We start from the raw sequence: 5,605 nt of genomic DNA, 5'->3' as shown, positions 1-5,605 counted from the left end.
GCCGACGAATCAGCGAGCCGAGACTCCTTAGCCGGGTCTCGGGGAACGCCGGTTCAAGCAAACCAAGAATACAATTGGAGAGTTTGATCCTGGCTCAGAACGAACGCTGGCGGCGTGCCTAACACATGCAAGTCGAGCGCGAATAGGGGCAACCCTTAGTAGAGCGGCGCACGGGTGCGTAACACGTGGATAATCTGCCTGGATGCCTGGGATAACCAGTCGAAAGATTGGCTAATACCGGATAAGCCCACGGTTTCTTCGGAGACTGAGGGAAAAGGTGGCCTCTGTATACAAGCTATCACAACCAGATGAGTCCGCGGCCCATCAGCTAGTTGGCGGGGTAATGGCCCACCAAGGCAACGACGGGTAGCTGGTCTGAGAGGACGATCAGCCACACTGGAACTGAGACACGGTCCAGACTCCTACGGGAGGCAGCAGTGGGGAATTTTGCGCAATGGGCGAAAGCCTGACGCAGCAACGCCGCGTGTGTGATGAAGGTCTTTGGATTGTAAAGCACTTTCGACCGGGACGAAACCGTAAAGCCTAATACGCTTTGCCTTGACGGTACCGGGAGAAGAAGCACCGGCTAACTCTGTGCCAGCAGCCGCGGTAATACAGAGGGTGCAAGCGTTGTTCGGAATTATTGGGCGTAAAGCGCGTGTAGGCGGCTTTGCAAGTCGGGTGTGAAAGCCCTCAGCTCAACTGAGGAAGTGCGCCCGAAACTGCAGAGCTTGAGTGCCGGAGAGGGTGGCGGAATTCCCCAAGTAGAGGTGAAATTCGTAGATATGGGGAGGAACACCGGTGGCGAAGGCGGCCACCTGGACGGTAACTGACGCTGAGACGCGAAAGCGTGGGTAGCAAACAGGATTAGATACCCTGGTAGTCCACGCCGTAAACGATGAGAACTAGGTGTCGTGGGAGTTGACCCCCGCGGTGCCGTAGCTAACGCATTAAGTTCTCCGCCTGGGAAGTACGGTCGCAAGACTAAAACTCAAAGGAATTGACGGGGGCCCGCACAAGCGGTGGAGCATGTGGTTTAATTCGACGCAACGCGCAGAACCTTACCTGGTCTTGACATCCTCGGAATCCTTCAGAGATGAGGGAGTGCCCGCAAGGGAACCGAGAGACAGGTGCTGCATGGCTGTCGTCAGCTCGTGTCGTGAGATGTTGGGTTAAGTCCCGCAACGAGCGCAACCCTCGCCTTTAGTTGCCACGCAAGTGGATCTCTAGAGGGACTGCCGGTGTTAAACCGGAGGAAGGTGGGGATGACGTCAAGTCCTCATGGCCTTTATGACCAGGGCTACACACGTGCTACAATGGCCGGTACAGAGCGCTGCAAACCCGCGAGGGGGAGCTAATCGCAGAAAACCGGTCTCAGTTCAGATTGGAGTCTGCAACTCGACTCCATGAAGGAGGAATCGCTAGTAATCGCAGATCAGCACGCTGCGGTGAATACGTTCCCGGGCCTTGTACACACCGCCCGTCACACCATGGGAGTCGATTGCTCCAGAAGTCATCTCACCAAGAGATGCCCAAGGAGTGCTCGGTAACTGGGGTGAAGTCGTAACAAGGTAGCCGTAGGGGAACCTGCGGCTGGATCACCTCCTTTCTAAGGAGACCGGGCATCGGACTCACCCTTCGGGGGAGTAGGCGATGCCAGCAGCCTTCGGGCTGTCAGGTCTGACTAGGTCAATGTTTCCGATTAACAATCCATTATGAACTTCGGGCTTGCTGTTTGGTTTTGAAGGACTGAGCGAAGGTGGCTCGGCTCTTTGAGAATGAAGGACGCTGTAGGGTTCGCCGATGCTTTAGCCCTCCTGGGCCTATAGCTCAGCTGGCTAGAGCGCGCGCCTGATAAGCGCGAGGTCGGTGGTTCAAGTCCACCTAGGCCCACCACTCTTCTCCCTCACTGGAGGGAAGCAAAAGGGTGACTGGTGCTGACGCGAGAGTCGGGGCTGTAGCTCAGCTGGGAGAGCGCCAGCTTTGCAAGCTGGATGTCGTCGGTTCGAACCCGATCAGCTCCACAAGTTTCCTGGAAGTCGCAGGGACGTTCTTTGACAAGTGCATACGAAGGGTAAGTTGCAATTTCTGCTGAGTGAAGTTCTCAACAGAAGTGCCGACTTCGAAATGAGTCTCACCAGGCGCCGCGAGGCAGCCGGGTGGGGCAAAAGCGAAGTCTCCCACACAAGAAGAAGCAGTGAGAAACAGCAATAAAGAATGTCTTCCGGGCCTGCTAGCGAAGAGCAGAGGCCTGGGCCTTGGTCTCCGAGTTTCGAAAATCCGCCGGGAGGCGGGCATTAGACAAGAGATTAGGGCAAGTAAGCTACTAAGGGCGTGCGGTGGATGCCTAGGTGCCAAGAGGCGATGAAGGACGTGGGTGGCTGCGAAAAGCTTCGGGGAGTTGCCAACCAAACGTTGATCCGGAGATGTCCGAATGGGGAAACCCAGCGCGGCGAATAGCTGCGTTACTGCAAACTGAATTCATAGGTTTGCAGAGCGAACCAGGGGAAGTGAAACATCTCAGTACCCTGAGGAAGAGAAAACAATGAGTGATTCCCAAAGTAGTGGCGAGCGAAATGGGAAGAGGCCAAACCAACGTCATGCAAATGGCGGTGGGGTAGCGGGTCCGCGGTAGGACTCTGGAGGGCTAGTGGAAGCGTCCTGGAAAGACGCACCAAAGAGCGTGATAGTCGCGTACACGAAAGCCAACTGGAGCTGAGCGGGTTACCCAAGTAAGACGGGACACGTGCAATCCTGTCTGAATCTGCCGGGACCATCCGGTAAGCCTAAATACTCCTTGGCGACCGATAGTGAACAAGTACCGCGAGGGAAAGGTGAAAAGAACCCCGGTGAGGGGAGTCAAAAGAACCTGAAACCGCATGTCTACAAGCAGTTCGAGCACTACGGCGCAAGCCAGTGCGAGAGCGTACCTTTTGCATCATGATTCGGCGACTTAATATACGTAGCGAGGCTAAGCCGTTAGGTGGAGCCGGAGCGAAAGCGAGTCCGAATAGGGCGCTAAGTTGCGTGTATTATAACCCGAAGCGGGGTGATCTACACATGGCCAGGTTGAAGTGCGGGTAACACCGCATGGAGGACCGAACTCATGAAAGTTGAAAATTTCTGGGATGAGCTGTGTGTAGGGGTGAAAGGCCAATCAAACTCCGTGATAGCTGGTTCTCCCCGAAAGATATTTAGGTATCGGCTCGGGCAATTCAATGCCGGAGGTAGAGCACTGAAACGGCTAGGGGTCTCACCAGATTACCAAACCGTATCAAACTCCGAATGCCGGCAATTGTTATCCCGGGACGCAGTCAGTGGGTGATAACGTCCATTGGCAAGAGGGGAATAACCCAGACCGACAGCTAAGGCCCCCAAATCTAGTCTAAGTGAACACTAGAAAGGATGTGGCAGGTCATTGACAACCAGGAGGTTGGCTTAGAAGCAGCCATCCTTTAAAGAAAGCGTAATAGCTCACTGGTCAAGACAGGCCGCGCCGAAAATGTAACGGGGCTCAAGACTAGTGCCGAAGCTTCGGGTCACACACGTCAGGCGTGTGTGGCGGTAGGGGAGCGTCCCAGTTGCAGCGAAGGTGGACTGAAAAGGCCGCTGGAGCGACTGGGAGTGCTGATGCCGAAATGAGTAGCGATAAAGGGGGTGAGAAACCCCCTCGCCGTAAACCCAAGGTTTCCTGGGTCAAGTTAATCTTCCCAGGGTTAGCCGGGTCCTAAGCCGAGGCCGAAAGGCGTAGGTGATGGCAAGCAGGTTAATATTCCTGCGCCATCTTGCAGACGTTGAACTGAGGGAGGACGGAGAAAGCTAGGCGAGCTGACCGGTGGTTGTGTCAGTCTAAAGGCGTAGGGGTGTCGCGTACGAATAAAGGCGCGGCAGTCATCCCCGAGACCCCATGGCGCCCCGCAAGGGGTAAGTCGCTGATGCTCGGCTTCCAAGAAAAGTCCCGCAGGGAGTCTGCAGGGTGTCCGTACCGCAAACCGACACAGGTGGGTGAGGAGAAAATCCTAAGGCGCTTGAGAGAACTCTCCTCCAAGGAACTAGGCAAATTTCCACCGTAACTTCGGAAGAAGGTGGGCCTCTGGTAGGTGTAGGCGTACAGCCGAAGCCGAGAGAGGTTGCAGAGAAATGGCGGTAGCGACTGTTTACCAAAAACACAGGACTCTGCGAAGGCGACAAGCCGACGTATAGGGTCTGACTCCTGCCCGGTGCTGGAAGGTTAAGGGGATTCGTCAGCCGCAAGGCGAAGCGATGATCCGAAGCCCCAGTAAACGGCGGCCGTAACTATAACGGTCCTAAGGTAGCGAAATTCCTTGTCGGGTAAGTTCCGACCTGCACGAATGGAGTAACGACTTCCGCACTGTCTCGGAGAGGGACTCAGCGAAATTGAAATAGCTGTGCCGATGCAGTTTACCCGCAGCAAGACGGAAAGACCCCGTGAACCTTTACTACAACTTGACAGTGACACTAGGGATTGGCTGTGTAGGATAGGTGGGAGCCTTTGAAGCCGGGCCGCTAGGTTCGGTGGAGGCAACGGTGAAATACCACCCTGCTGATTTCTGGTGTCTAACCATGTCTCGTAAGCCGGGACTGGGACACTGTCTGGTGGGTAGTTTGACTGGGGCGGTCGCCTCCCAAAAAGTAACGGAGGCGCGCGATGGTTCCCTCAGCCCGATTGGAAACCGGGCGTCGAGTGCAATGGCATAAGGGAGCTTGACTGCGAGACCGACAGGTCGAGCAGGTGCGAAAGCAGGTCATAGTGATCCGGTGGTCCTGAATGGAAGGGCCATCGCTCAACGGATAAAAGGTACTCCGGGGATAACAGGCTTATCTCCCCCAAGAGTTCACATCGACGGGGAGGTTTGGCACCTCGATGTCGGCTCATCGCATCCTGGGGCTGGAGCAGGTCCCAAGGGTTTGGCTGTTCGCCAATTAAAGCGGTACGCGAGCTGGGTTCAAAACGTCGTGAGACAGTTTGGTCCCTATCTGCTGTGGGCGTAGGATACTTGAGAGGCTCTGACCTTAGTACGAGAGGACCGGGTTGGAGGCACCGCTGGTGTACCAGTTGTCTCGCCAGAGGCATCGCTGGGTAGCCATGTGCCGATTGGATAACCGCTGAAAGCATCTAAGCGGGAAACCGACCTCAAGACCAGGTATCCCGGGCGCAAGCCCCTGAAGACTCGTGGAAGACTACCACGTTGATAGGCTGGGTGTGTAAGCGCGGTAACGCGTTAAGCTAACCAGTACTAATAAGTCGAGAGGCTTACTTCCCCCATTCTCTTGCATGCCCCCTCAAGGGGAGTAAGGGACTCGGGGCCAAGGCCGAGGCCAGGACGCCACTAGCGCGTCCGCCCGGAAGGCAGCTGTTTCAATTGCTTCTTCGACTTCTCGAAGAGGCTTCACTCAAGCGGAAGCTTGCAACTTACCCTTCGTATGCACCGTCATTCGTTTTTCCGGTGGCAATGTCGGAGGGGTCACACCCGTTCCCATCCCGAACACGGAAGTTAAGCCCTCCAGAGCCGATGGTACTCCGCGGGAAACCGCGTGGGAGAGTAGGTCGCTGCCGGATTCTTTTTGAAAGCCCCTGACGCCG

The 5,605-nt window shown here is 55.8% G+C and carries 2 tRNA genes and 3 rRNA genes; all 5 read left to right on the top strand.

Annotated elements, in window-relative coordinates:
* Nucleotides 1-71: 71 nt before the first annotated feature.
* The 5 genes from D7Y21_RS39860 (at nt 72) to rrf (ending at nt 5,581) form a co-directional block, all read left to right on the top strand.
* Nucleotides 72-1,609: ribosomal RNA gene (locus D7Y21_RS39860) — 16S ribosomal RNA — on the top strand.
* 210 nt (nt 1,610-1,819) lie between these two features.
* Nucleotides 1,820-1,896, top strand: a tRNA-Ile gene (locus D7Y21_RS39855).
* A 55-nt stretch (nt 1,897-1,951) separates the two neighbouring features.
* Nucleotides 1,952-2,024 (top strand) — tRNA-Ala (locus D7Y21_RS39850).
* 292 nt (nt 2,025-2,316) lie between these two features.
* Nucleotides 2,317-5,283: ribosomal RNA gene (locus D7Y21_RS39845) — 23S ribosomal RNA — on the top strand.
* A gap of 181 nt (nt 5,284-5,464) precedes the next feature.
* Nucleotides 5,465-5,581 (top strand): 5S ribosomal RNA (gene rrf, locus D7Y21_RS39840).
* Together the 16S, 23S and 5S rRNA genes with 2 tRNA genes alongside form the textbook arrangement of a ribosomal RNA operon.
* The last annotated feature ends 24 nt before the right edge of the window (nt 5,582-5,605 follow it).

It is taken from the genome of Corallococcus sp. AB045 (genome assembly GCF_003668895.1).
GTDB lineage: Bacteria > Myxococcota > Myxococcia > Myxococcales > Myxococcaceae > Corallococcus > Corallococcus coralloides.
The sequence above is the reverse complement of the archived record's forward strand: the minus strand, read 5'-3'. Positions and strand labels throughout refer to the sequence as shown.